The sequence below is a fragment of the Janthinobacterium sp. BJB446 genome (genome assembly GCF_002735655.1).
Taxonomy (GTDB): domain Bacteria; phylum Pseudomonadota; class Gammaproteobacteria; order Burkholderiales; family Burkholderiaceae_D; genus Janthinobacterium; species Janthinobacterium lividum.
This window is the reverse complement of sequence record NZ_PDZK01000001.1, coordinates 1,138,675-1,163,499: the sequence shown is the minus strand read 5'-3', so window position 1 is coordinate 1,163,499 and position 24,825 is coordinate 1,138,675. Positions and strand designations below refer to the sequence as shown.

The 24,825-nt window shown below is 65.8% G+C and carries 27 protein-coding genes and 1 pseudogene; 10 read left to right on the top strand and 18 right to left on the bottom strand.

From position 1 onward, the window contains the following. Positions 1 to 91: 91 nt before the first annotated feature. The 3 genes from CSQ92_RS05250 to CSQ92_RS05240 all read right to left on the bottom strand — a co-directional run bounded on the left by CSQ92_RS05250 (position 92) and on the right by CSQ92_RS05240 (position 3,539). Positions 92 to 1,078, bottom strand: coding sequence for a hypothetical protein (locus CSQ92_RS05250; protein WP_099393423.1), 987 nt, complete (start codon positions 1,076 to 1,078; stop codon positions 92 to 94). 49 nt (positions 1,079 to 1,127) lie between these two features. Continuing rightward, entirely contained in the window at positions 1,128 to 1,928 is an 801-nt protein-coding gene (locus CSQ92_RS05245; RefSeq protein WP_099393422.1) for a TOTE conflict system archaeo-eukaryotic primase domain-containing protein, read from the bottom strand. 72 nt (positions 1,929 to 2,000) lie between these two features. After that, entirely contained in the window at positions 2,001 to 3,539 is a 1,539-nt protein-coding gene (locus tag CSQ92_RS05240) for an MFS transporter (protein ID WP_257219126.1), read from the bottom strand. Positions 3,540 to 3,657: 118 nt separating this feature from the next. On the opposite strand from CSQ92_RS05240, the gene CSQ92_RS05235 reads away from it, so the two are divergent. Together CSQ92_RS05235 and CSQ92_RS05230 are read left to right on the top strand one after the other, a co-directional pair. Further along, a complete protein-coding gene (locus CSQ92_RS05235) occupies positions 3,658 to 4,518 on the top strand; it encodes a LysR substrate-binding domain-containing protein (RefSeq protein ID WP_099394584.1) in 861 nt (286 codons plus the stop codon). Between the two features lie 92 nt (positions 4,519 to 4,610). Beyond that, the gene (locus tag CSQ92_RS05230; protein WP_099393421.1) at positions 4,611 to 5,330 is read left to right on the top strand and encodes an SDR family oxidoreductase; all 720 of its coding nucleotides are present in this window, start codon (positions 4,611 to 4,613) and stop codon (positions 5,328 to 5,330) included. On the opposite strand, the gene CSQ92_RS05225 is transcribed toward CSQ92_RS05230, so the two are convergent. Further along, positions 5,282 to 6,709 carry an MFS transporter gene (locus tag CSQ92_RS05225; protein WP_099393420.1) on the bottom strand — a complete coding sequence of 476 codons (1,428 nt, stop codon included), beginning with the start codon at positions 6,707 to 6,709 and terminating at the stop codon, positions 5,282 to 5,284. The genes CSQ92_RS05230 and CSQ92_RS05225 overlap by 49 nt on opposite strands. A gap of 93 nt (positions 6,710 to 6,802) precedes the next feature. On the opposite strand from CSQ92_RS05225, the gene CSQ92_RS05220 reads away from it, so the two are divergent. Next, the gene (locus CSQ92_RS05220; RefSeq protein WP_099393419.1) at positions 6,803 to 7,699 is read left to right on the top strand and encodes a LysR family transcriptional regulator; all 897 of its coding nucleotides are present in this window, start codon (positions 6,803 to 6,805) and stop codon (positions 7,697 to 7,699) included. 108 nt (positions 7,700 to 7,807) lie between these two features. After that, positions 7,808 to 8,407 (top strand): glutathione transferase GstA, encoded by a 600-nt coding sequence (gstA, locus tag CSQ92_RS05215; RefSeq protein ID WP_099393418.1) that lies wholly within the window; start codon positions 7,808 to 7,810, stop codon positions 8,405 to 8,407. A gap of 11 nt (positions 8,408 to 8,418) precedes the next feature. Here gstA and panB read toward each other — a convergent pair. From panB to CSQ92_RS05200, 3 genes and pseudogenes are all read right to left on the bottom strand, one after another. Then, positions 8,419 to 9,245, bottom strand: a pseudogene (gene panB, locus CSQ92_RS05210) (3-methyl-2-oxobutanoate hydroxymethyltransferase). 19 nt (positions 9,246 to 9,264) lie between these two features. Then, the gene (locus tag CSQ92_RS05205) at positions 9,265 to 9,711 is read right to left on the bottom strand and encodes a PaaI family thioesterase (RefSeq protein WP_070256458.1); all 447 of its coding nucleotides are present in this window, start codon (positions 9,709 to 9,711) and stop codon (positions 9,265 to 9,267) included. A 36-nt stretch (positions 9,712 to 9,747) separates the two neighbouring features. After that, a complete protein-coding gene (locus CSQ92_RS05200) occupies positions 9,748 to 10,695 on the bottom strand; it encodes a DMT family transporter (RefSeq protein WP_099393417.1) in 948 nt (315 codons plus the stop codon). Between the two features lie 109 nt (positions 10,696 to 10,804). On the opposite strand from CSQ92_RS05200, the gene CSQ92_RS05195 reads away from it, so the two are divergent. Both CSQ92_RS05195 and CSQ92_RS05190 read left to right on the top strand, forming a co-directional pair. After that, positions 10,805 to 11,590: an AraC family transcriptional regulator gene (locus CSQ92_RS05195; protein WP_099393416.1), complete on the top strand. Its 786-nt coding sequence runs from the start codon at positions 10,805 to 10,807 to the stop codon at positions 11,588 to 11,590. 74 nt (positions 11,591 to 11,664) lie between these two features. Next, positions 11,665 to 12,771, top strand: a complete 1,107-nt coding sequence (locus tag CSQ92_RS05190) for an acyl-CoA dehydrogenase (protein ID WP_099393415.1) — start codon at positions 11,665 to 11,667, stop codon at positions 12,769 to 12,771. Here the strand turns inward: CSQ92_RS05190 and CSQ92_RS05185 are convergent. From CSQ92_RS05185 to CSQ92_RS05175, 3 genes are read right to left on the bottom strand one after another with little or no spacing between them, the layout of a single operon-like run. Next, complete coding sequence (locus CSQ92_RS05185; protein WP_070256466.1) at positions 12,757 to 14,112, bottom strand: MFS transporter; 1,356 nt, start codon at positions 14,110 to 14,112, stop codon at positions 12,757 to 12,759. The genes CSQ92_RS05190 and CSQ92_RS05185 overlap by 15 nt on opposite strands. A gap of 36 nt (positions 14,113 to 14,148) precedes the next feature. Then, positions 14,149 to 14,796, bottom strand: coding sequence for a 4-carboxy-4-hydroxy-2-oxoadipate aldolase/oxaloacetate decarboxylase (locus tag CSQ92_RS05180; protein WP_070256467.1), 648 nt, complete (start codon positions 14,794 to 14,796; stop codon positions 14,149 to 14,151). Between the two features lie 36 nt (positions 14,797 to 14,832). Further along, entirely contained in the window at positions 14,833 to 15,498 is a 666-nt protein-coding gene (locus CSQ92_RS05175; RefSeq protein WP_099393414.1) for an RraA family protein, read from the bottom strand. A gap of 93 nt (positions 15,499 to 15,591) precedes the next feature. Between CSQ92_RS05175 and CSQ92_RS05170 the strand changes: the two genes are divergently transcribed. Further along, complete coding sequence (locus tag CSQ92_RS05170) at positions 15,592 to 16,485, top strand: LysR family transcriptional regulator (RefSeq protein ID WP_099393413.1); 894 nt, start codon at positions 15,592 to 15,594, stop codon at positions 16,483 to 16,485. Here CSQ92_RS05170 and CSQ92_RS05165 read toward each other — a convergent pair whose 3' ends face one another. Continuing rightward, on the bottom strand, positions 16,486 to 16,977 hold the full coding sequence (locus CSQ92_RS05165; RefSeq protein ID WP_099393412.1) for a (R)-mandelonitrile lyase: 492 nt from the start codon (positions 16,975 to 16,977) through the stop codon (positions 16,486 to 16,488). Between the two features lie 268 nt (positions 16,978 to 17,245). On the opposite strand from CSQ92_RS05165, the gene CSQ92_RS05160 reads away from it, so the two are divergent. From CSQ92_RS05160 to CSQ92_RS05150, 3 genes are all read left to right on the top strand, one after another. Then, on the top strand, positions 17,246 to 18,079 hold the full coding sequence (locus tag CSQ92_RS05160; protein WP_180276937.1) for an HDOD domain-containing protein: 834 nt from the start codon (positions 17,246 to 17,248) through the stop codon (positions 18,077 to 18,079). A gap of 95 nt (positions 18,080 to 18,174) precedes the next feature. Then, positions 18,175 to 18,606, top strand: coding sequence for a hypothetical protein (locus CSQ92_RS05155; protein ID WP_034788152.1), 432 nt, complete (start codon positions 18,175 to 18,177; stop codon positions 18,604 to 18,606). Positions 18,607 to 18,635: 29 nt separating this feature from the next. Then, complete coding sequence (locus CSQ92_RS05150; protein WP_099393410.1) at positions 18,636 to 19,535, top strand: DUF2145 domain-containing protein; 900 nt, start codon at positions 18,636 to 18,638, stop codon at positions 19,533 to 19,535. A gap of 14 nt (positions 19,536 to 19,549) precedes the next feature. On the opposite strand, the gene CSQ92_RS05145 is transcribed toward CSQ92_RS05150, so the two are convergent. The 7 genes from CSQ92_RS05145 to CSQ92_RS05115 all read right to left on the bottom strand — a co-directional run bounded on the left by CSQ92_RS05145 (position 19,550) and on the right by CSQ92_RS05115 (position 24,799). Continuing rightward, positions 19,550 to 20,848, bottom strand: coding sequence for a glycosyltransferase (locus tag CSQ92_RS05145; protein WP_180276936.1), 1,299 nt, complete (start codon positions 20,846 to 20,848; stop codon positions 19,550 to 19,552). Continuing rightward, complete coding sequence (locus CSQ92_RS05140) at positions 20,832 to 21,419, bottom strand: flavin reductase family protein (protein ID WP_099393408.1); 588 nt, start codon at positions 21,417 to 21,419, stop codon at positions 20,832 to 20,834. Before CSQ92_RS05140 ends, CSQ92_RS05145 begins: the two co-directional genes overlap by 17 nt. Then, positions 21,406 to 21,891 carry a GNAT family N-acetyltransferase gene (locus tag CSQ92_RS05135; RefSeq protein ID WP_099393407.1) on the bottom strand — a complete coding sequence of 162 codons (486 nt, stop codon included), beginning with the start codon at positions 21,889 to 21,891 and terminating at the stop codon, positions 21,406 to 21,408. The genes CSQ92_RS05140 and CSQ92_RS05135 overlap by 14 nt, the downstream gene beginning before the upstream one ends. 46 nt (positions 21,892 to 21,937) lie before the next feature. After that, positions 21,938 to 22,567, bottom strand: coding sequence for an NAD-dependent dehydratase (locus CSQ92_RS05130; RefSeq protein WP_099393406.1), 630 nt, complete (start codon positions 22,565 to 22,567; stop codon positions 21,938 to 21,940). A 58-nt stretch (positions 22,568 to 22,625) separates the two neighbouring features. Next, positions 22,626 to 23,009 (bottom strand): nuclear transport factor 2 family protein, encoded by a 384-nt coding sequence (locus CSQ92_RS05125; RefSeq protein ID WP_099393405.1) that lies wholly within the window; start codon positions 23,007 to 23,009, stop codon positions 22,626 to 22,628. 29 nt (positions 23,010 to 23,038) lie between these two features. Beyond that, positions 23,039 to 24,139, bottom strand: a complete 1,101-nt coding sequence (locus CSQ92_RS05120) for an alkene reductase (protein WP_099393404.1) — start codon at positions 24,137 to 24,139, stop codon at positions 23,039 to 23,041. 75 nt (positions 24,140 to 24,214) lie between these two features. Next, positions 24,215 to 24,799, bottom strand: a complete 585-nt coding sequence (locus CSQ92_RS05115) for a TetR/AcrR family transcriptional regulator (RefSeq protein WP_218964034.1) — start codon at positions 24,797 to 24,799, stop codon at positions 24,215 to 24,217. Between the last annotated feature and the right edge of the window lie 26 nt (positions 24,800 to 24,825).

The window sequence follows — 24,825 nt, the reverse complement described above, 5'->3', positions numbered from 1 at the left end:
AGTCCGCTCATGGCCGCCTGCTGTCGTTGGCAGCTTCCGCCCCATTGCTGCTGCTTGAAGTCACATTGAACGTCAAAGTAATCGCTGCGTCTCAGTCCGTCAAATGCACCATGGTGTGATCCATTTGCTGCAACTTTGCTTCGATCTGATTCAAGGCATGTAGCTTTTCTTCGCGATGAGACCAGTCCCCGGCGGCCAGCGCCTGGGCTCTTTGCTGCCCGATAGCGTCCAATGCCAGTTGTCGCGCCTGTTGGTTGCATGCCGCTCTTAACTTTATCTCCGCAAATGCGAGGGCAATCGACGCTTCGCAGCGCACATCATCGTCCATGGCGTGTATGTCGGCGTATCCCCACTGCTTTGCCAGTTTCTCGAGGAATCGAATTGGCGTGACATCCTTGTGCGTCTTGTGCCACTCGCGATAGCTCCCCAGAAGATCAGCTCCAGTATCATTACCGTTCGGCGAGAAATCATCCGTGCAGTTCCAAAAAAATGGATCATCCAGCATCTCGCGTGCCTTGGGATGAAAGTCTTCCCAGTCGATTCCCAACTGCTCCCAGGCTGACATCCCATCACGCTTGGCTTGTGCCGCTGCCTTCAGCCCGGATGCCAGGAGTTGAAGAGCTTCCTCGGAATCCGGGACGCGTTTCCTGGCAGCGTCACAGTGGTCCAGAAATTTCTCCAGGCTAAAATCATCAGTGCGCTTCAATCGCTTGCTCAATAGCCCTAATGCATGGATGACTTCATCCACACCTGCTTTAAAAAGTGGCAAAGACAATGTTGAAGAATGCGTCCAGTCCCGGCCTTCCATCAATTCGCTGGCGATGGCGATCTCGACCTTGCCCTTTGCTCTTCGATAAGTGACCTTGGGCAGCGTTGCGCGGAAATTGTTGTGCGTCTCCAACAGAGATTCCAGCGTCTTCTGTGCCGGACCAGAGTCCCTGAAGTGAAGCGTGACCGCAATTTCCTGAATCGCGCCGCCAAAATTGCCGCCTCCCGCCAGAAGAAAATCCCCAATCGGAGACAACGTAGTGTGACCGCCGTAGCAATTATAGGAATTTGCGACTACATGGAAATCCATTGAATGCTGCCTTTCATCCGAAATATCAATTGTTCTGAACATGCCGTGACTACGGCAGCCGGTGCCGGAACGTCGGTTCGATGTTGCGCGCATGCAGCCAGCGCACGATGTCTTCCAGCGTGGCGTCCTGCAGCAGCAAGCCGGGCTGGGTAACGGGCATGACCGTTGGCATCGGGGTGGCGGAGGGAACGGAGACAGGCGCTGCCTCGGCCAGCCCCGCATGTCCCTGCAACTGCGCCAGCGCCTGCGCGAATTGTCCCGGGTTGATGCTGCGCAAGCTTTCCAGGAAGCCCAGCTGGGCGGCTGGCGGCGGCGGCATGTCCAGGCCCGGTTCGTCGACGAAGGCGGCGCCCATACTGGGGTGGATGAAGGCGGCCCACTTGCCGGACGGCTGCAGGCTTGGCGGCAGCGCCACCTGCTCCACGTAAGCGGGCGGCGCCACGGCGAGAATGTCGGTCGAGGCAGGCAAAAAAGTGGAACGCAGCAGCTGCACGAACTGGCGCGCCTGGGCGGCGGGCACGGGCGTGGCCAGTGACAGCCATAACTGGAACGCCGTGCCCGAGATGCTGACGGCGGGCGCCGGCAAGTCCAGCTCGTGCTGCACGGCATTGGCGATCGTGCACAGCGCGCTCCAGTGCGCCTCGCCGCCGCCCTTGCCGCCAAACTCCAGCACCAGCGCGCGCGCCAGGCCGCTCCCGGTCACGAGTTGCACCGCTACCGTCTGCTCGCCCGACAGATGGCGCGCCAGCACGGCCGGCGTCAGCGGCTGCGCGCCACCGTCCGCATCGACGTATTGCTGCTGTTCATCGAACAGATACAGGCGGGTGAGTTCAGAAATCAGTTTATGCATGGGCGGCCTCGTAATGACGTTGAGCAACACTTGTCAACGTGCCCAGATTATAGCCTCCCCTGCCCCTGTATCTCAGCGCGCCGGCATGCCGGAAGCCTGCCGCGACCGTCCGGCGCCAAACACCAGCCAGCTGGCCACGGCGAACAGGCAGGCAGCCACGCCGCCGTACAGCATCACGGCGCCAAAGCCTTGTGCCAGCGCAAGCTTCGCCACGCCATCCGGCAGCGCGGCGGCGCCCTTGCCTGCCGACAAATTCTCCGCCATGGCGCGCAAGGTGGCCGCGTCCAGTCCCCCGGGCAGCTGCTGCCGCAAGGCGGACTGGATGGCTTCGACGAGGATAAAGCCCATCAGCGCGATATTGATGGACAGGCTGACCATGCGCGCGCTGATGTCGATGCTGGAAGCCATGCCGGCCCGTTCGCCGGGCACGGCACCCGTCGTCGTGTTGGTGACGGGCGTATTGGTCAATCCCAGGCCCGTGCCCGCCAGCAGGCAGCCGGGCAGGATCGTCAGCCAGCTGGCGGCGTCCGCATGGCTGCCCCAGCACATCAGCAGCAAGCCCGTGCCGATGGCCAGCAAGCCGGCAGGGATCACCGTATCGGCCCGGTAGCGCAGCGCCAGCCGCTCGGCCAGCGGCGGCACGAGCAAGGTGGGCAAGGTGTAGGCCAGCAAGGTCAGGCCCGTACCCAGGCTGCTATAGCCGAGACCGTGCTGCACGTACAGGGGCAGATAAATCATGAGGGGCCAAAAACTGCAGTTCATGCCCGCCGAACCGAGCAGTGCGCCCGAGAAGCGGCGGATGCGGAACACGGAAAAGTCGATCATCGGTTCGGCCTGGCGCCGTTCGATGACGGCAAACGCGGCAAAACCGGCCAGCGCCACGGCCAGGCTGGCCACCGTGCGGGGATCGCTGAAACCCAGCGCCGGCCCCTGCGTGATGCACCACGCCAGGCTGAACACGGCCAGCGACAGGGTAGCGATGCCCGCCACGTCCAGCTTGCGCCGCTGCGGGTCGCGCGACTCGCTCACGCCCAGGCCCGCCAGCAGCAGCGCAACGACGGCCAGCGGGCCGTGCACGAGAAATACCCATTGCCAGTTTGACAGCGCGACGATGGCCGCGCCGATGATGGGGCCGAAGCCCAGGCCCAGGCCAAACACGATGCCCCAGGCGCCAAACGCCCTGCCCCGTGCCGCGCCGGCCGGGAACTGCTGTGACAGCACGGCCACCTGGCAAATCAGCATGGCGCCGCCGGCCATGCCCTGCAGCGCGCGCGCGGCGATCAGCACGCCCGTGCTGCCGGCCCAGCCGCACGCCAGCGAACTGAGGCCGAACAGGACCAGGCTGGCGAGCAGCAAGCGCTTGCGGCCATAGCGGTCAGCCAGGGTGCCCGTGGCCATCAGCACGGTGGTGCAAGCCAGGGTGTAGGCGTTCATGATCCACTGCAAGTCCTTGAAGTCGCCATGCAGCACGGTTTCCAGCGTGGGCAGGATGACGGGCACGCTGGAAATTTCCAGGCCGAACATGAGAGAGGCCAGGCAGACGGCGGCCAGGGTCAGTGCATTTTGTTGCGAATTAGTCAGGTGCATCGAAGCCTTGATGTCGGTAGTCATGGAGGTGCGCGTGGAGACGGCGCACTGCGAGCCGCCATTCTAGAAAGCCTGAACTCATGAGGGAAATGATAAAATTTTGTACAATTCATTCATTTTCATCATGAATCACGGGAACCCCATGGACTTCGACACCGCCCTGCTGCGCGCCTTTGTGGCCGTCCAGGAAACGGGCGGCTTTACGCGCGCCGCCGAACGGCTGCACCTGAGCCAGTCCGCCATCAGCCACCAGATCCGCCGCCTGGAAGAGCAAGCGGGCACGGCGCTGCTGGTGCGCACGACGCGCAGCCTGAGCCTGACGGAAGATGGCGAGGATTTCCTGCGCCACGCGCGGCAGATCCTGGCTGCCCAGGATGCGCTGTCGCGGCGTTTCCAGCGTTCCTCGATTGCGGGCGCCGTGCGCTTTGGCGTGCCGGAAAATTTCATGGGCGTGCGCTTGCCGGCCCTGCTGGCGCAGTTCGCGCATCTGTTTCCCTCCGTGCGCCTGGATGTCACGGTGGGCACCTATCTTGACTTGCAAAAACTGGTCGCGGCCGATGCGCTGGACCTGGCCGTCGTCATGGTTCTGGCGGACGGGCAAGATGAGGCGGCCGTGCTGCGCCGCACGCGCTTCGTCTGGGCCGCGGCGCATGACTTCCGGCATGACGGCGCGCTGCCCCTGCCGCTGGCGTTTTCGCCGGCGCCCTGCATGCACCGGCAAGTGGGCGTCGACGCCCTCGATGGCGCCGGACTCGACTGGCGCGTGGCGTTCACCTCGCCCAGCCAGCAGGGCTTGCGCGCCGCCGTGCTGGCCGGGCTGGCCATCACGGCCTTGCCGCAAGGCGACCTGGAAGCGGGCATGGTGGTCATCGATGGCCAGCATGGCTTGCCCGCCCTGCCCGCCGCCCAGTTCCAGCTGCTGTGGCGCGCCGCCGGCAGCACGGCGGCGGCCGACGCGTTCGGACAATTGCTGCGCGAGTGGTCAACCGCTGCGGCGGCATGACAGCGCAGACAGCAAGCCCGGCAGCGAAGCATGCAATGGCAAAAAAGTGTACCCTTTCAAGCTGCATTTTCTGGCCAAAGGAAATCCTCTCCATGACATCCCGTACTTTTCTCGTCACTGGCGCGACCCGCGGCATCGGTTATGCCATCAGCACCTTGCTGCATCGGCAAGGCCATCGGGTCGTCGGCATCGCCCGGCACATCGAAGACATGGACTTTCCGGGCACGCTGGTGGCCTGCGATCTGGCCGACCTGGCGCAGACGGAGGCAGTGCTCAAGGCGCTTGAAAAACAGTTTGACATCGACGGCATCGTGAACAATGCAGGCATTGCCTCGCCCCAGCCACTGGGTCAAATCAACTTTGCCACGTTGCAGAACGTCTTCGATCTGAACGTGCGCGCCGCCATCCAGGTGACGCAGCAATTCGTGGAGGCGATGAAGCAGCGCCGGTATGGCCGGATAGTCAATATCTGCAGTCGTGCCATCCACGGCAGCGTGAACCGCACGGCCTATTCCGCCGCCAAAAGCGCCCTGGTCGGCTGCACGAGAACCTGGGCCCTGGAATTGGCCGAACACGGCGTGACGGTCAATGCGGTCGCGCCAGGCCCCGTGGAAACGGAACTGTTCCGCAAGACCCGTCCCGTCGGCAGCGAGATGGAACGCCAGGTTCTTGGAACAATCCCGATGCGGCGCCTGGGACAGCCCGATGAAATTGCCGCCGCCGTCGGCTTCCTGCTATCGGAACAAGCCAGTTACGTGACAGGTCAGGTGCTGGCGGTGGATGGGGGCGGCAGCTTGGGTGGCCGCGCCTGACAAGTCAGCACCAGCAGCAAGGCCAGCGCCAGCATGGCAGAGGCGCTGCCCAGAGCCACCGTCACGCGGTGCGCCAGCAGGGGCACGCCTGCCAGCTGGCCCGCGCCCAGGCCGGCCACGGCCACCAGCGCCGCCAGCCCCAGCGAACTTCCCAGCTGGTGCGCCACGTTGACGATGCCCGAGGCGGCGCCCGCATCCCGCGCCGGCACGCCGGCCACGCCGGCCGCCGTCAGGGGGCTCAAGGCCATGCCCTGCCCCGCGCCGATCAGCACCATGGGCAAGGCCACCCCCAGCCAGTAAGCCGTGCCCGCGTCGACGCGGCTCAGCCATGCCATGCCCAGCAGGGTCAATCCCAGTCCCATGGCCAGCAAGCGCGCATTGCCCAGGCGGCGCGTCAAACGCGGCACGCACAGGGCGACGCCGAAGTTGACCAGGGTCATGGGCAGGAAAGCCAGGCCAGTCAATGATGGCGGATAGCCGAGCACCACTTGCAAAAATTGCGTGGTGAAAAAGAAAAACCCGATCATGGCGCCCAGGAACAGCACCCTGGCTCCGTACGCCGCATTGCGCTGCGCATCGGCAAACAGGCGCAGCGGCAGGATCGGTTGCGCGGCGCGCCGCTCGATGAAGATGAAGGCGGCCAGCAGCAGCACTCCCGCCGCCAGCGCACCCTGCGTCAAGGCATCGCCCCAGCCGGCGCCGGCCGAGCGGATCAAGCCATACACGAGGGCCGACATGCCCATGGTCGAGCTGGCCGCGCCGGCCACGTCGAACTGGCCCCCGCTGCGCGCGCTTTCCGCGATGAAACGGCGCGCGGCCACCAGCATGGCGGCGCCAATCGGCAGATTGATGAAGAAACCGACCCGCCACGACAGCCATTCGGCCAGCACGCCGCCCAGCACCAGCCCCACGCTGGCGGCGATCCCCGCCACGGCGCTGTACAGGGCGATGGCCCGCGTGCGTTCGCGCCCCTCCGCAAACGTGGTTTGCAGCAAGGCCAGGGTCGACGGCGCCAGAATGGCCGCGCCCACGCCCTGGAAGGCGCGCGCGGCAATCATCATGGCCGGCGACTGCGCCAGGCCGATGGCCAGCGACGCCAACGTGAACAGCGCCAGGCCCAGCTGCAACAGGCGGCGCCGGCCATACGCATCGCCAGCGCGCGCGGCCAGCAGCAGCAAGCCGCCAAACGTCAGGGTGTAGGCGCTTTGCACCCAGGCCAGGCCCGTATCCGTAAAGCCCAGTTCCTGGTGGATTTTCGGCAAGCCCGTCAGCACGATGGACGTGTCGAGCACGATCATCACATAGCTGACGAGGATGATGGCAAGGATGGCCGCCTTGTGCGGCGCGGCGGAGATAGCGGAATCGGGAGCAGTTTTCATGCCTACACTGTAAGGCTGGCGCATTACCATGAATAGATGCTAAAGTCCGCATGAACTTATTAGCGCAACTAATGAATTGGAAAGACATCCGCCATGGCACAAACCAACTTCAACGACATCCTCGCCTTCGTGGCCGTGGCCCGTGAAGGCAGCTTTACCCGGGCGGCGGCCAAGCTGGGCGTGTCGCAGTCGGCGCTGAGCCAGACCGTGCGGGCGCTGGAAGAACGGCTCGACTTGCGCCTGCTGGTGCGCACCACGCGCAGCGTCTCGCCCACGGAAGCGGGCGAACAGCTGCTGCGCACGGTGGCGCCCCGCTTCGACGAGATCGAGGCGGAACTGGCCCTGCTCAGCGAGCGGCGCAACAAACCGGCCGGCAACATCCGCATCAGTGCGGGAGAACACTCGGCGCTGACGGTGCTGCAGCCGGCCATCGCCCGTTTGCTGCCGGACTATCCCGACATCCACATCGAAGTCGTCGTCGACAACGGCATGACCGACATCGTGGCCGCGCGCTGCGACGCGGGCGTGCGCCTGGGCGAGCAAGTGGCCAAGGACATGATCGCCATGCCCATCGGTCCCGATTTCCGCATGGCCATCGTCGCTTCGCCCGCGTATTTCAGCCGCCATGTGCCGCCCGCCACGCCGCAGGACTTGATGGCGCACAACTGCATCAACATGCGCCTGCCCACCCTGGGCGGCCTGTTTGCCTGGGAGTTTGCCAAGCATGGGCAGGAACTGAAAGTGCGGGTGGAAGGACAGATGATCTACAACAACATGGCCATGCGCCTGCATTCGGCGCTCGATGGACTGGGCGTGGCTTGCATGGCTGAAGATGTCGTCCTGCCCTATGTAGCCGATGGCCGCCTGGTCCGCGTGCTGGACGACTGGTGCCCCACGTACGCGGGCTACAAGCTGTATTACCCGAGCCGGCGCCACCCTTCTCCCGCGTTTACCTTGCTGCTCGACACCTTGCGCTATCCCCGGGTTTGAGCCAGCGCAATCCCGCACCGGGCATGCGCAGTCACCAAACGAACACGCGTTTACCGTGCGGCTGCGCAGGACTATAGTGGCTGTTTTCCCACCTGTTCAAGGATCGCCATGAAACTCTTTTACTCGCCGGGCGCCTGCTCGCAGGCACCGCACATCATCCTGCGCGAAACGGGCACGCCGTTCACCCTGGTCAAGGTCGACCTGGGCCAGCACAAGACGCAGGAAGGCGGCAATTACTACGAACTCAACCCGAAAGGCCAGGTGCCGCTGCTGGCGCTCGATGATGGCACGACCTTGAGCGAAGGCCCCGTCATCGCCCAGTACATCGCCGAACAGGCCGGCAGACAGGACCTGTTGCCGCCCGTGGGCAGTTTTGCCCGCTACAAGGTGCTGGAATGGCAGAACTACATCACGTCCGAGCTGCACAAATCGTTCAGCCCCCTGTTTGACTCCCGCATCGACGCCGCCACCAAGGCACTGTTCATCAAGCAACTGGGCAAGAAATACAAGTGGGTGGACAGCCGCCTGGAAGGCCAGGCTTACCTGACCGGCGACACGTTCACGGTCGCCGACGCCTACCTGCTCGTCATCACGGGCTGGGCGCCAGGCGTGGGCGTGGATTTGTCTGCGCTGGCGCAGGTACAAGCTTTCCTGGCGAGAGTGGGCCAGCGCGACAGCGTCAAGGCGGCGCAGGCAGCGGAAGCATAGACCCGGGCGTCTTAAAAGCAGTGTTGCGGGGCGGGGAAAGACCGCTCCTTGACGGCGCCGACATAGGCGGTGAAGGCGCCGCCGATGCTGGCCTGCCCCGTCATGAAGTCGCGCACGAAGCGCGCCTTCTTGCCGGGAAACACGTTGAGCATATCGTGCATGACGAGGATCTGGCCCGAGCAATCGGGCCCGGCGCCGATGCCGATAGTGGGAATGGCCAGCAGTGCCGACACTTCCCGGCCCAGCGTGGCAGGGATGGCTTCGAGCAGCAATAGCGCAGCGCCAGCCGCTGCAGGGCCAGTGCGTCGGCTTTCAACACCGCCGCGCCTTCCGCCGTCTTGCCCTGCACCTTGAAGCCGCCCAGCTGATGCACGGATTGCGGCGTCAAGCCCAGGTGGGCGAACACGGGTATGCCCCGCTCGGTCAGGAAACGCACCGTGTCGCACAGCCAGCTGCCGCCCTCCAGCTTGACCATATGTGCGCCCGCCTGCATCAACTGGACGGCGTTGGCATACGCCGCTTGCGGCGTGGCATAGCTGCCGAACGGCATGTCGGCCGCCAGCACGGCCGTACGGTTGCCGCGCGCCACGCTTGCCGTATGGTAAGCAATATCGGCCACGCTGACAGGCAAGGTCGTGCCCTGCCCCTGCACCACATTCCCAAGCGAATCGCCGACCAGCAGCAGCTCCACGCCGCAAGCGTTCATCAGGGTGGCGAAACTGGCGTCATAACAAGTCAGTGCGGCAATCTTTTGCCCCGCATCGCGCATCGCCAGCAAGGCTGGCGCCGTCAACGGCTTACTGTGCAGCAAGTGTGCATTGTGGTCTGGCGCGGCCATGCTTTCTCATTTCATTAAGTTAAGTTTTTTCGGACTTGCCGTGCATCACCATGATGGTTTGCTGCATCAGCGCGCACAAGGTTTCCTTGCCATCGCGCACGGCGAACACTTCGGCTTGCGTGACGATCAGGGTGCGCCCAGGGCGCACCACCTTGCCGCGCGCGATCAGTTTCTCGCCGTCGGCGGGCGCCAGCAGGTTCATCTTGTATTCCACCGTCAGCACGGATGCGCCGTCAGCCACCATGGTCATGGCCGCGTAGCCGGCGGCCGAGTCCGCGATCATGCCCACCACGCCGCCATGCACGAAGCCATGCTGCTGCTCGATGCCGCTCCAATGCGGCACATGGATTTCCGTGCTGCCATGCGCCACCACGGGCAGGCTGGCCTGGATCAAGGTCATGGCGTTCTGCAAATCAAAACTGGCGCGAACTTTGTCGGCGAATTGCGGATCGGGAAGTCGGGTCATGGTGGACTGCTTTCTCAAGTGAACAGGGAAAAATGACTACGGCTCCACTCTACCCTGCTTCTGACGCGCTGCGAACAACAGCGTCAGCGGGCCGCTTGCACTGACCAGCACGATGCCAGCCAGCACCAGCGCCGCGCCAAGGAGAAACGCCATCGATACATGCTCGTCCAGCAACATGGCGCCCAGCAGCATGCCGAACAGCGGCGTCAGGAAGGAAAAAATGCCCAGGCGCGATGCCAGGTAGCGGCGCAGCAAATGAAACCACGCCAGCAGGCTGGCAAATGAGACGATCACGGACTGGAACACCAGGTTGCCGATCACCAGGGGCGTGGCCGCGAAGTCCAGCTGGCCGAGCAACGCTGCCGCGCCCAGCAGCAGCACGCAGCCCGCCGTCAACTGGTACAGCACCACCTGCGTGGCAGGCACGTGCGCCAGGCGTGAACAGCGCACCACCAGGGTCGTCGCGCCCCAGGCCGCGCCAGCGGCCAGGCACAGCAAGTCGCCCAGCAAGCCGTGCGGGTTGGCCGGCGCGCCCGCTGACGCGGTGCCGGGCAAAAAGGCGACGACGATACCGGCAAAGGCCAGCGCTACGCCAGCCCATTGCAGCGGGGCAAGGCGCTCCGACGCCAGCCTGAAATGCAGGCCCAGCGCCACAAACAGCGGGCCCGTGTAGAGAAACACCACGGCATGCGCGGCGCTCGTATATTGCAATCCAGCTCCCAGCAGCACGTATTCGAGCGCGAACAGGCTGCCGGCCAGCAAGCCCGGGCGCCAGGCGGCGCGCGCTTGCGCCAGGTTTTCGCGGCGCGCCAGCATCAGCAGGCCCACCAGCATGGCCGCCAGGCCCGAACGCAGCGCGATCTGCAGTACGGGCGCCATGTCATGCGCGACCGCCTTGATACCCACCTGCTGCAAACTCCATACGAGGCACAGCAGGGTCATGACGACCACTGCCTGCCCATCCATTGCCTTGCGCGTTTCCACGGTATTCCTTCAGATAGTCGGCAGCAGGTAGTATGGCGGGTGCAGCTTTGCTTGATATAGTGAGAAACCGACAGCACCTCGCGCAATACAGCCACCCGCAAACATTTTCATGTCCGCTACCAAACACTTGCTGACCGCGCCCTACAGCGGCGCCCTGCCCGCTCCCATCTGCTTTCGCAGCGCAGCCATGCCCGCTGCGGCCAAGTATCCCAGCCACAGCCATTCCTGGGGCGAATTCGTCTATGCGCTTGGTGGTGTGGTGGAGGTGCTGGTGGCAGGAAAACACTATTTGGTGCCGCCCCAGTACGGCATCTGGCTGCCGCCGCGCGTGGCGCATACGGGACAAAACCGCCATCCCGCCTTCCACAGTTCGCTGTATGTAAGCGAAGAACTGTGCCGGGCGCTGCCCCCCGCGCCCTGCGCGCTGGCCGTCACGCCCTTCGTGCGCGCCATGCACGAGCACTTGCGCGCCCACCCGCCCGGCTTGCCGCAGACTATCCATGAAGAGCGCCTCTTGCAGGTCTTGCTGGACCAGCTGGCGCGCGCCACGCCCGTGGGCAGTTACTTGCCCAGCTCGGATGACCCCATGCTGGGCAAGGTACTGGCCATGCTTGACAGCAACCCCGGCGACCACCGCCCGCTGGCCGCTTTGGCACAGGCCGTCAACACCACCGAGCGCACCCTGATGCGCCGCTGCCAGCGCGACCTGGGCATGAGCTTTGCCCAATGGCGCGCGCGGCTGCGCGTCGTCAAGGCCATGGCCATGCTGGAAGCGGGCCAGACAGTCGAAAGCATTGCGTTCGACCTGGCGTATGCCAGCTCCTCGGCCTTCATCACCATGTTCCGCAAGGTGACGGGAGAAACGCCGGACGAGTACCGGCGGCGCAGCACCTAGCCGAACTCGTCCTTCCCCCGCAAGCGTGCCCGCGGTGCGAAAATGCCCGCCTCTGCCATTGCCGGATTCCGCCCATGCCGCACGCTGTCCTCGCTACCCTTGCCACCCTTTCCGGGCGCGACGCGCGCCGCATCGCGCGCCATGCGCCGGCGGCCGACGCCGCCCGCTTCCTGCATCCGGCCCAGCAAGCCTTGCTGCACCGGCGCGGCTGGCTGACGATGCTGGCGCCGCGCAGCGCGGGCGGCGCCGAGCTGCCCTTGCCGCAAGTGGTGCGTCTGGAAGAAGCCGTGGCGGCCGTCGATGGCAGCATGGGCTGGGTGCTGACCCTGTGCGCGGGCGCCGGCTGGTTCGCCGGCTTTCTGGCGCCCGACATGGCGCGCGCAATCATCGGCACGCCCCGGGTCTGCCTGGGCGGCAGCGGCGCGGCCACCGGTGATGCGGAAGAAGAAGGCGACGGCTACCGCATCTCGGGCAGCTGGGACTACGCCAGCGGCGCGCCGATGGCCACCCACTTCACCCTGAACGCCCGGCTGCGGCGCGATGGCCAGCCCCTGCTCGATGAGGATGGCAAGCCGCGCATCCGCGCCTTCCTCGTGCCCGCCGCGCTGGTGCAACTGGTGCCCTCGTGGAACAGCATCGGCATGCGCGCCAGCGCCTCGCACAGCTACCGCATCGACGGCCAGTGGCTCAGCAAGGCACATGGCTTTACAATCAGTCCCGACACCGCGACGGCCGATGGCCCCCTGTACCGCTACCCGTTTTACTCGCTGGCCTACGTGACCCTGGCCGCCAACGTGGCCGGCATGGCCGCGCATTTCATGCAGCTGGCAGAGGAATGCATGCGCCACCGCCGCCATGCGCGCGCCGGCTTGCCGCTGCTGGACGTGCCGGAAGTGGCGGCCATGCTGCAAGACAAGCAAGACGCGTTCGCGGCCGCCCGAGCCCGTTTTTACGCCGTGCTGGACAGCAGCTGGGCGCAGGTGGCGGGCGGCGCGGCGCTCCACGCGGACGCCATGCAGGCCGTGCAAGACCGTTCGCTGGATATGGTGGCCGTGTGCCGCGCCGCCGTCGATGGTCTGTACTCCTATTGCGGCCTGTACGCGGCCCGCGAAGACAGCACCATCAACCGCGTGTGGCGCGATTTTCATACGGCCAGCCAGCATTCCTTACTGCTGCCCTGACGGCCGCAGCTTCAACGGTTCGACAATCGTCAGCACCACCAGGAAGGTCAGGCAGGAAATGGCCGCCATGAAGCCGAAGACATAATCCCAGCCGTAGTGGTCGAGCAGCATGCCGACGATCCACGGCGTAGCGGCGCCGCCCAGCTGGCCGCCCATGTTCACGACCGCATTGGCGACGGGGAATTTTTCCTTCGATACGAATTGCATCGGATACACCATGTAGGCGGAAAAACCTATGCTCAGCAGCACGCCCGTGAGGAACAGCAGCGCGCCGTATTGCAGCGGGTCGGCTGGCGCATGGATGAGCAAATACATCATGACGGCCGTCGACAGGGCGGAAATGAGCATGCCGGGTTTCCTGCGCTTGTCGAGCACGCGGTCGGCCAGCAAGCCGCCGAGGATGTTGCCGAAGACGGCGCCTACCCACGGTGCGGCCGCCACCATGCCCATGTTCATGATGGAAAACTGCTTTACCGTCAGCAAATACGTGGGGATCCAGGCCAGCAGCACGCTGGAAATGCCCAGCTGGCAGCAATAGCCGAGCGCGCAACCGAGGATATTCCACGAAGCAAACACGCCACGGCTGGTGCTGACAATGGGCACCGCGCGCACGCGGATCAGCCTGTCGAGCCAGGGCATGGACCGCGACGTGGCCGCCGCGCCGGTGCTGCTGCCATCAAGCGCCTTTTCTTCGATGACGGCCAGTTCTTCGGCATTGACGAAGCGGCTCTCCAACGGCTTGTTGGTCACCAGGAAATACCAGAAGATGGCCAGGATTACGCCGGGCACGGAAAACCAGATGAACACTTCGCGCCAGCCCCAGGCGGCGATGATGGCAGCACCGAGGATCGGCGTGATGACGGGGCCGAACTTGACGGCGGACAAGAACAGACCCGACGCCGTTCCCTTCTCGCGCGAAGGAAACCAGTGATTGATGGTGGTCGTCACGCCGATCGGCAATGGTCCTTCGGCCAGGCCCAGGCCGATGCGGCACAGTTTTAATGACAGCAAGGAGCCCACGAGCCCCGTCAGTCCCGTGGCAATCGACGTGAGGATCATGGAAATCGTAAACACCTTGCGCACGCCAAACTTCGACAGCAGCCAGGCGGAAGGCAGTTGCGCCAGCGCATAGGCGACGAGGAACAGGCTGACGAGGCCGCCCGCGTCGGTATTACTCATTTCAAATTCCTTGCGCAAGAACGGCAAGACCACGCCCAGGTTGGCGCGGTCGGCGGCGGCAATCGTGTAAACGATGAAAAACAGGGCCGCAACGACCCAGCGGTAGCGCGTGGGACGCGATGCGACGGGCGCCGCAGCCGAGGCGGTGATGGTGGTATGCATGGGGTGTCTCCTGGTTTTTATAGTGGTGTTCGCGTATCAGCCCAGCTGCAGCCGGCGCAGCGTCTCGTCCAGGCCCAGCAGTTCGACGGTCGTGGCGCCGTCTCGGATCTGCTGGCGGAATTGCGCTTCCTTCTCTTCGCGCTGGCGGCTTTTCAGCAGCACGTCGTCCACCTCGTGGCGCCGCACCACCACCACGCCATCCTGGTCGCCGACGATGATGTCGCCGGGATCGATGCCAACGTCGCCGATGGTGATGGTCACGTTGAGGCGCCCCGGCTGGTGCTTGCCCGTGCCCTTGATCGACAGGCCCCTGCTAAAGACGGGAAAGCCGGCCTGCGTCATGGCGGCCGCGTCGCGCACGGCGCCGTGGATCACCAGGCCGGCCAGGCCGATCCGCTGCGCTTGCTCGGTAAACACGTCGCCCCACACGCCCGCTTCCATGAAACCCTTGGCGTCGACCACCAGCACGTCGCCGGGCCGGGCCTTGAGCATGGCGTAGTGCAGCATCAGGTTATCGGCCGGCCGCGTATCGACGGTCAGGGCGGGGCCGGCCAGGCGCATGCCGGGCGCAATCGGCTTGATGCCGCTGTCGAGCGCGCCTTTCGCGCCCTGCGCTTCATAGATGGTGGCCGCGCCCAGCTGGCGCAGGGCGTGAAGGGTGGCAATGGAAACAGTCTGATCCATGGTGTGCTTTCAGGTAAGTGGGGAAGATGACTTGCTTCAGGCGGCGGGCACGGGCTTGCGCTGCAAGGTGTGATAGCCGAACTGGCGCCGCGCGTCGCGCAGGGACATGCCGTCCAGCGCGGCGGCGACGATGGCGTGTTCGACCGCCTGCATGGCCAGGGCGCGCTGGAACACCGCATGTGCCCTGCCCGCCGGCACGATGACGATGCCATCCTGGTCGGCCACGACGATGTCACCTGGCGCCACGCGCACGCCGGCCAGGCTGGCGGGGGCGCCGATGGCGTCCACCTGTACGCGGTCCTTGCCGGTGCGCATGAAACGTCCCAGCGCAAACAGCGGGTAGCCGGCGGCGTCCGCTTCCGCCGTGTCGCGGCACACGCCATCGATGACCGTGCCCGCCACGCTGCGGTGCGCCGCCAGCTGGCTCATGATGCCGCCCCACACAGTGCAATCGCCGCGGCCGGCGTTGTCGAGCACGGCAATGGCGCCAGCAGGAATATCGTCGAGGTAATCGCCCACCGTGCCGTGGCACTGGCTGTCGATGGGGGCGAAACGCACGGTGAAGGCGGGGCCGAACAGGCGCTGCGGTCCGGCCACGGGAACGATGCCGGGCACGCTGCCGGGCAAGCCGAAATAGTCGAGCGCGTCCGACACTTCCGCGCTGCTCAAGCCCCGCGCCTGCGTGAATACACTGTCTTCCATGAAACATCTCCAGATCTTGTTGTCGTGGAACCCAGTTTCATATAAAGTGTTTTCAATATCAAACATCGATTATTGACTCTTAAATCAATAAAAATGAACTTAAGACAGTTGCGGTATTTTTGCGAGGTGGTGGAAGCGGGCAGCGCCGCGCACGCGGCCGAGCGCCTGCACGTGGCGCCGACGGCCATCAGCATGCAGCTGGGGCAGCTGGAAACCCACCTGGGCGGCGAGCTGTTCGACCGTTCGCGCCGGCCCATGGAGCCGACGCCGCTGGGCCGGTTTTTCTATCCGCGCGCCAAGGAGCTGCTGCAGCAGACGGCGCGCCTGGACGACGAGGCCAAGGGGCTGGCGACGGGCAGCCACGGCTGGCTGGGCATCGCATTTACCCGCTCGGCCACATTTTCCGTGCTGCCGCGGGCCATCCGGCAATTTCGCGCCGCCTATCCCCAAGTGCAGCTGGACCTGGTCGAGGCGCTGTCCGAATACCAGCCGGCGCAGCTGCGCCAGGGGCGCATCGATATTGGCCTGTCGCGCTTCATCGGTCCCTGCGAAGCGCCGCCCGACCTGTGTCACGCGGTCACACTGAACGACCCGCTGGTGGCCGCCCTGCCCCTGCACCATCGACTGGCGGGACGGACATCGCTGCGTGCAGCCGAACTGGCGGACATTCCCTTCATCCTGTATCCGAAAGATCCGATCAGCCCGTTTGGCCAGCAGATTGTCGCCGCGCTGAAGGCGGCGGGCGCCGAGCCGGCCGTGGCGTATTCAGCCGTGGAAATCTACACCGCCCTGTCGCTGGTGGCCGCCGGCCTGGGCGCCACTCTGGTGGCCCGCTCGATCGCGGAAAACAACCGCACCGATGTGGTCTTCCTGCCCGTGGACGATATCGCCACCAGCACCACGGTGGTGGCCGTTACGCGGGCCGATGAAAAAAGCCGCCTGGTGGCGGCTTTCCTGGAGATCCTGGCGCACGGCGGGCAGCCCTGATTACCTGGGGTAGCTGGCATCCGCCACCTGTTCCAGCCACGTCACCGCCGTGCCATCTTGCGCCTCCGCAATCGCAACATGCTGCATGGCGGACGTGGCCGTCGCGCCATGCCAGTGCTTGACGCCGGGCGGTATCCACGCCACGTCGCCGACCGCCAGCGCCTGCAGCGGGCCCTGCCAGTGCTGTACCCAGCCACTGCCTTGCGTGACGATCAGGGTCTGGCCCAGCGGATGCGTATGCCAAGCCGTGCGGGCGCCGGGCGCAAAGGTGACGATGCCGCCGCCCACGCGGGCCGGAGACGGCCGCTGGAACATGGCGTCGACTTCGACCGTGCCCGTGAAATAGGCGGCGTCGCCCGTGATGGTGGGCATGGCGGCGGCGCGCGTGACGGTGACGGCGGCGTGCGTGGCAGCGGCCTCGGCAGACGCGGAGGCAGAGACGGCCCCGGCGGGCAGGCAAAGCGGCAAGAGTGCTGCGGCGTATCGATGCATGGGTGATTTCCTTTCTTGCCGGTAAGATCGGCTCCCAGAATGGGCGTGCCGCCGGGCAGCCGGCTTCGCCTGTCCTGGCAATCCAAGCTTAACAGCGCTGGCCCGCGCTGATTAGCGGCGCATAGCCACTAGGACCTATAAGCTGGGCTGATGAATGGGCCGATGCGCGGCCGATGCGCCACTTGTTTCGCAGGAAAGGCAGGCGGACGCCATGCAGGCCGCATTGCCTGATAATATGCAGACATTGCTACTTCTCGCTCCCCTATCCATGCACGTCAACACGCTCAGCAGCCTGGCGCAACTTTTGGCCAGCGCCGAAACGGAAACCCTGGCCTTTCCCACCAGCATCAATACGGCACTGCTTTTGCAAAAGGAACTGGCCAACCCGGATTGCCACTCGGCCGACATCAGCCGGCTGCTGCTGTGCGAACCGACCTTGTCGGCGCGCGCTGTGGCGCTGGCCAATTCGGCCCTGTTCTCGCCCGGCCATACGCCCGCCATCACCAGCGTGCGCGCCGCCGTCGAGCGACTGGGACACCGCAACCTGTATTCGCTGGCGACGGCGGCCGTCATCCGCCAGCTGAACGCGGGCATCCGCGACGAAGCCTTGCGCGCCCGCGCCACCCAGCTGTGGGCGCACACCGTGCACGTGGCGGCGCTGGCGCATGGACTGGCCAGCGCCGTCACGCATACGGATGCCGATACGGCGCTGTTTGCCGGCATCGTGCATGAAGTGGCCGGCTTTTATTTGCTGGCCCAGGCCGACAAGACCCCGGGCCTGTACGCCCACCTGGAAACGCAGATGGCGTCCGCCCTGGAAGTGATCGGCCGCTCGCTGATGCGCCAGCTGGGCGTGCCGCAGCCGGTGGCCGATGCCGTCAATGCCTTGCCCGGCTCGACCATCATGCTGCCGCCCGAGGGCTTGCGCGACACCCTGCTGCTGGCCAAGGCGCTGGCACCCGTCCCTTCGCCGCTGCCGCAGGCCGGCATCACCGTCAGCACGCAGCTGCAAGCCTACCTGGAACACGATCCCGTTCTGCAGGCGCTGCGCACGCAGCCGTCGGCCGAAGCAAAGGGCCTGATCGAGGTACTGCTCAGCTGATGGCCGATCTGCTATGATGGCGCGGGCCGGGATGGACCCGGTCCGCTTTCATTGATGTCCACTGGAAAACTGCCTTGACTACCTCCACCTTACGCATGCTCGGCCTGGCCGCAGCTCTGACCATGGCGTGCAACGCCAACGCCGACAGCTTCGTTTCCTCGGCCTCCAGCGCCGGCTCCCAGTCGAGCGGCAGCATTTCCGACTCGCTCAACGGTTCGAGCAACAGCTCCTCGCGCGACAACAAGGTGGCCAATGGCCCCTACCGCATCATCGACGTGGCCGCCGTGCCGGGCCGCGACGGCATGACGCGCCTGACCATGCAGGCTGACGCCACGGCAACGCCGCTGGTGCTGGACTTGCCGCAAGCGGCGCTCGACAAGCAGCAGCTGGCGCAGGGCGACGTGGTGCATGCGCAAAACCGCGCCTACGGCATCGAATTCTCGCGCAACGACACGCGCGCCGCCTTCTTCCTCGTGCTGGCCGACGACTGGTACGGCGAAATGGCCACGCGTCCCGTCAGCCTTTGATTCGTTTTCTCCCGCGCCGCCCGGCGCTGATGCTGGGAGTTTGCGCCATCTTCAGCATGGGCGCCGCCCAGGCGGGCACGTCGCTCGCCTCCTCGCGTTTTTGCGACCGCGCACAGGAGCTCACGGCCACGGAACAGGATCGCCTGTTGCGCTTTGCCGCCGTCGTGCGCGAGGAACTGGCCGCCAGCGAAGGCAGCGTGGCCCTGATCAGCCGCTCCGGCCTGGACCTGGCCCGCTTCGGCATCCGCTATTCGCATGCGGCACTGGCCTGGCGCCACGACAACGACAGCGGCTGGTCCGCGCGCCAGCTGTACTACGCTTGCGACGAGGGCCGCCCGCGCATCTTCGACCAGGGCACGGCCGGTTTCGCCATGGGCACGGAAAACCCGGCGCTCGGCTACATCTCGCTCGTGAAACTGCCGGCCGAGACCGTGCCGCCCCTGCGCCGCGCCCTGCTCGACCCCGTGCGCGTGCAGCAGTTGCTGGCAGGCCGCTACAGCGCCAACGCGTATGCCTTCAGCCTGAAATACCAGAATTGCAATCAGTGGGTGGTGGAATTGCTGGCCTCGGCCTGGGGTGAGCTGGCCGCCGGCAGCGACTTGCGCGCCCGCGCCCAGGACTGGCTGCGCGCCGCGCCCTATGCGCCCGCCCCCGTCGACGTGGGTGCGCGCTGGCTGATGCTCGGTTCGATCTTCGTGCCGCTTGTGCACATTGATGACCACCCGCCGGAAGCCATCGGCACGATGCAGCTGGAAACGAGCCTGCCGGCCAGCCTGGAAGCGTTCGCGCGCCAGCGCCTGCCGGCCAGCGAGCGCGTGGAAATCTGCCACGATGGCAAGCAGGTGGTGGTGCATCGGGGCTGGGAACCGATCGCCGACGGCTGCGTGCCCGGCGCAAACGACCGGGTCATCGCCCTCGACGATACCTAGCTCCCCTGGGCAGACTAAGCTGCCAGGGCCGCTTCGACGTGATCCAGCAGGCGCGCTGATTCAAGCCCCTGCCCCATCTGGCGGGCCACCTCGCCGCACGCCAGCTTGACCTCGGGCGCGGCGAGCAGGCGCGCCAGCTGCCGCCGCATGCGCCCCGCCGACAGGCGCCTGGCCAGCAAGACATCCCCCACACCGATCCGTTTGGCGCGCCAGCCATTATCGAACTGGTCGTACGCGAACGGCACGATCAGTTGCGGGATGCCCGCGCGGAAGGCGTCCGCGCTGGTACCGATGCCGCCATGGTGCACCACGGCCGCCGTGCGCGGCAACAGCGCCGCAAACGGTGCGTGCGCTTGCCACATGACGCTGGCCGGCAAGTGCTGCGGCAGTTGCGCCGCATGGGGCGTGAGGAACAGGCCGCGCCGCCCCAGCCGCTGCAAGACTGCGAGGGCGATGCTGAAATAGCGCTGCGCGTGCTGGTGCCCGGTACCGGGCGTAAACACGATGGGTGGCTCGCCCTCGCCCAGAAAACGTTCCAGCTCCGGTGGCAGCGCCGCAGCGCCATGCGTGGCGGCGCCGGCGAAATCGGCTTGCGCGAAATGCGGCGGCCAGTCCGCCTGCGGGGCGGCGAACCACGCGGGAAACAAGCCGAGCGAGGCGTCCGGCGCGGCCAGCATATGTGCAAAAAAATGCGCTTCCGGCGGCAAGCCGTGCTGCGCGCGCGCGCCGTTCAGGCCAGGCAGCATCACCGGATCGATCATGCCGCGGTGGATCATCCGCCACAGGGCCTGGCGCCAGGCCAGCGGCACCCAGGCGGGAATGCGCAAGGAGCCGGCCGCCAGGAAATCATGGCTGCTGCACAGGTTCGATGGCGCGAGATACGCCGCGACGATGCGCAGGTCCGGCCGCGCGGAGCGCGCCAGGGCCGCCATCGGCACGAGGATGGGATGGCACAGCACCACGCAAGCCTCATCGGCCGGCAAGCCTTGCACGACGTCGCGCACGGCGCCCAGGTGCGGCACCAGGCCATTCCACACCACGCCCCAGCCCTTGCGCTCATCCCACAGGCCGGGGTCGTCCAGCATGGCCTGGCCCTCTTCCGCGCTGCCGAAGGTGCGATATGGCAGCCGCGAGGCTTGCGCGGCCGCTTCCTGCCAGCCCGGCACCAGCAGCAGCACGCGCCGGCCCCGTTGCTGCAAACCCTGCGCCAGCGCGATAAACGGCTGCATGTCGCCGCCGGTGCCACTGCTGGCGACGATGACGAGCGGCGTCGTGGCGGCCTGGCCCGCCAGCGGGTCAGCTCGGGGCAGCATCGAGCGCCTCGCCGATCGCATAGAAGCGTCCGCCGGCGATGTAGTGCAGGCTGCGCCAGGATGGATCGGCCTGTTCGAAATGCCAGTGCCCGTCGCGGAACACGCGCGTGTCGGCCCAGGCGCCCACCACTTCGCCGATGAACAGGTCATACGCAACCTGGTTGTGCGCTTCGGGGATCAAACGGCAGGCCAGCCAGGCGGAACAGCCGGCCACGAACGGCACATCAACGCCGTCCATGTGAAACAGCTGCACGCCAGCGCGCGCCAGTTTATCGGGCTGCGCATCGAGGCTGTGCGTGCCGACGGCGTGGGTCAGTTGCAACTGCGCCGCCGTCGGCACCTGGATGACAAACGTGCCGCTGCCTTCGACCAGCGCGCGCGTGCGCGTTGCCTTGTCCAGCACCACGGTCAGTTTCGGCGGCGCGAAATCGAGGGCGCAGGCCCAGGCGGCGGCCATTACGTTATCGATGCCGGCGTGGCGGGCCGAAACGAGGATGGACGGACCGTGATTGAGCAGGCGGTAGGCTTTTTCCAGCGGCACCGGGGCGATATGGTGGTCAGCGGCTTCCATCAACGCCCCCGGCGCGCGGCAGCGGCAAAACCATATCCCATTGATCGAGGCCAGGTCCGATGCCATCCGGCGTCACCTTCGCGGCCACGAAGCCGAAGCGCGCATAAAAGCCCTGCGTGTGCTGGCTGGTATTCATGGTCACACTGGTCAGCTGCGGCATGGCGCTGATCGCATCGAGGCGCGCCTGCGTCAGTGCCTGGCCCAGCCCCTGGCCGTGCAGATCCTGCGCCACCATGCCCCAGGACAGGCTGGCAGTCATGCCGTCCGCCTCGATGGCGTGGCCGCCGCAGGCGACGATGCGCGCATCACCATCGATGACGCGCTCGATGACAAGATAGGGCTGCGCCGCTGCATCGATCCAGGCGGCAAAGCGGACGCGCTCCGAAGGGTCGAAAAAGCGCGGCGTATTGCCGTCGAAGAGGGCCAGGCAGGCGTCGCGGTCGCTGGCCTGGTAAACACGTACTGTCTGCATTGTCTGTACTCGCAAGTAGATGAACGAGAATTATACGGGGGCGCGTTCACAAAAGGTGCTCGGACGTCACCATGTGCACGCCCGGGGCGGCGGCAATCGCCACTTCCAGCAAGGCGCTGGCGATGCGCGGCGCGGGATTGATGCGCCAGCGGCGCGGCAGCACGGGAGCCAGCACGCGCAGGATGCGCAAGGCGGCGCCCTCGCCCGCCCGCGCCTCCTCGCGTTCGCCGCCGATCAGGCCCGGCCGCACGTGCGTGAGCGATCTGAAACCCAGCACTTCCAGGTCGCGTTCCAGCTCGCCCTTGACGCGGTTATAGAAGAAACGCGAGGCCGCGTTGGCGCCGGCGGCGGAATTGAGCGCATACGTGGGCGTGCCGGCCGCCAGCGCCAGCCGCGCCGCGGCCAGCGGATAGCCATGGTCGACCCGCCGGAAGGCCTGCCGCGTGCCCGCCACCTTCATGGTCGTGCCCAGGGTGCAGATGACGGCGTCGGCCTGCCACCAGGGCGCATCCACCGGCAAGCGGTCGAAATCGACAAGGGGCGCGTCCAGCTTGGGATGCGCCGGCAAGGCCTTGCGCACGGGCGCGACGATGGCCGTGACGCGCGCGTCACTCAGCGCCAGGCGCAGCACTTCGCGGCCCACCAGGCCCGTGGCGCCTATCAGTATCAGTTTCATTGCTTCTCCCCGCATGCTGGACGCCACACGATACAGCATCGGGCGCCCAGCCAGTGCATCAGGCGCCCGCGTGCGTGTGATAGATCTTGCTGACGATGGTCCACTCGCCCTGCACCTTGAGCAAATTGAAAAAGTCGGTAAAGCGGAAACCCGAGATATCGTCCGTATCGACGCGCGCGCTGGCCGCCGTGCCCACGATGTCGATGCGCACGATGGCCGCCTTCGCCTGCGGCGATGGCCGGAAGGCGCTGTCGATGATCTCGAACAAGCCTTCGATGGGTCCGCCCGTCAGTTTATCGCCGCCATCGACGCCGAAAATGGTGGCCTGGCTGCTGAAAGCCGGGCGCATGATGCTGCTGTCGGCCTGCGCGCCGCCCGCATTGTATTGATTCAGCACGGCGACAATCGCCTGGTAATCCTGCACATACGTAGGGTTGTTCATGTTGCGCTCCTTGGGTGGGTGAAGAGAAATCAGAACTGGCTGGCGGGCCAGTCGGTATAGCCGTTGGCGCCACCGCCGTAATACGCCTCGCGCGGCGCCACGGCCAGCGCCACGCCATGGCGCAGTCGCGCCACCAGATCCGGGTTGGCGATGAAGGGACGGCCAAACGCCACCGCATCGACCTTGCCTTGCGCGCGGCGCGCCTGCGCCAGCGGCAAGTCATAGTGGTTGTTGCCGATGTACGGGCCGTTGAACAGCGCCCGCAGCGCATCGAGGTCGATGCCATCGGGCACATCGCGCGAGGTGGCCGTGGCGCCCTCGACGAAGTGCAGGTACGCCAGTCCATGCCGGTTCAACCGTTCGATCAGGTAGCCATAGGTGGCCATCACGTCGCTGTCGATCGGCGTGTTGCCCGCATCGGGCGTGACGGGAGACAGGCGGATGCCGACCCGCGCCGCGCCCCACACGTTCACTACGGCGTGCGTTACCTCCAAGGTCAGCCGCGCGCGGTTTTCGATGCTGCCGCCATAAGCGTCCGTGCGCCGGTTGGTCGAGTCCCGCAAGAACTGGTCAAGCAGGTAGCTGTTGGCCGAATGCACTTCGACGCCATCGAAACCGGCGCGCAGCGCGCATGCGGCCGCATGCGCATACTGCGCGACGACGCCGGCGATTTCCCCCGTTGCCAGCGCGCGCGGCATGGACACGGGCTGCATGCCGCTGGCGGTGTAGGTGCTGCCCTCGGCCCGGATGGCGGATGGCGCGACGGGCGCGGCGCCATCGGGCTGCAGGCTGGCATGCGAAAACCGTCCCACATGCCACAGCTGGCAAACGATCTTGCCGCCGGCCGCATGCACGGCATCGGTGACCAGCTTCCAGCCGACCACCTGCTCGTCCGTCCAGATTCCCGGGGTCAGGGCATAGCCGCGGCCCTGGGCCGAAATATTCGTCGCTTCGCTGATGATCAGGCCGGCGCTGGCGCGCTGGGCGTAATACTCGGCGTGCAAGGCGTTCGGCACGCCATCGTCGCCCATGCGGCTGCGCGTGAGCGGCGCCATGACGATGCGGTTGGCCAATGCCAGCGCGCCCAGATCGACCGGGGAAAATAAATCGCTTTCATGCTGTTCGGTCATCGTATTGCTTTCATGTTAAGTCAGAAAAAACCGGACATAACTGACCGGTCGTCTAGTTAATGGTCAAAAAAACGGCTACGACAGCAGCTGTTGCGTGGTCGCCATGGCAGCGTCGAACGGTCCGCCGCTCCTGGCCACCTTGACCATCAGGGACGCGCCCAGCCACAACTGGTAAAGGGATTCGGCCAGCACGCGCGCCGGCATTGCCACCGCCAAGGAACCGTCGAGATGGCCCGCTTCCACGCACTGAGTCAGGCGGTCCAGGATGGCGCCCGTACCGTGCTGCAGCACGGCGCCCATGTCCACGGACAAGTCGCACACTTCAGCGCCCAGCTTGACCACCAGGCACTTGCCTTCCGGCGCGCTGCTGGCCTGCGTCGCGCGCCAGTAGTCAAAATAGGCCAGCAGCCGCTCGCGGGCATTGCCAGGCCCCGCCAGCAAGGCGTCGACCGTCTGCAGATAGGTGGTGAAATAGTCATCGAGCAAGGCTTGGCCAAACTCTTCCTTCGACTTGAAGTAATAGTAGAAGGAACCTTTCGGCACGCCAGCCGCCGCCACCAGTTCGGCCAGGCCCACGGCCGTATAACCCTTCTCGGCCATCAGGGCCTTGGCGATATCGATCAGGTGCTGGCGCATGTCGGCGGAAGATTTTTTGCTCATGCAGCCAGTATAGCAAAAAATCTGAC